The organism is Morganella sp. HSTU-ASny43, assembly GCF_022819185.1.
GTDB classification, from domain to species: Bacteria; Pseudomonadota; Gammaproteobacteria; order Enterobacterales; family Enterobacteriaceae; genus Morganella; species Morganella morganii.
In genome coordinates this window covers 1-285 of record NZ_WSPG01000097.1, presented here as the reverse complement: position 1 = coordinate 285, position 285 = coordinate 1, and the positions used below count along the sequence as shown (strand labels likewise).

Annotated in this window: 1 tRNA gene and 1 rRNA gene; both read right to left on the bottom strand. The window is 52.6% G+C overall.

Annotation, left to right across the window (positions count from 1 at the left end):
* A 5S ribosomal RNA gene (gene rrf / locus GN208_RS17960) occupies positions 1-70 on the bottom strand; the annotation flags it as partial.
* A 34-nt stretch (positions 71-104) separates the two neighbouring features.
* Positions 105-180: transfer RNA gene (locus GN208_RS17955), tRNA-Thr, on the bottom strand.
* Positions 181-285 lie beyond the last annotated feature (105 nt).

Below are 285 nucleotides of genomic sequence, written 5' to 3'. Positions count from 1 at the left end.
CGGCGCTACGGCGTTTCACTTCTGAGTTCGGCATGGGGTCAGGTGGGACCACCGCGCTACGGCCGCCAGGCAAATTCTTTTCAATTTCTGCCGAACTAAATTAATGGTGCTGATACCCAGATTCGAACTGGGGACCTCACCCTTACCAAGGGTGTGCTCTACCAACTGAGCCATATCAGCAAAAATCTGCGCTTTTGCACAGACTTTAAATAATAACCTGGCGGTTCCCTACTCTCACATGGGGAGACCCCACACTACCATCGGCGCTACGGCGTTTCACTTCTG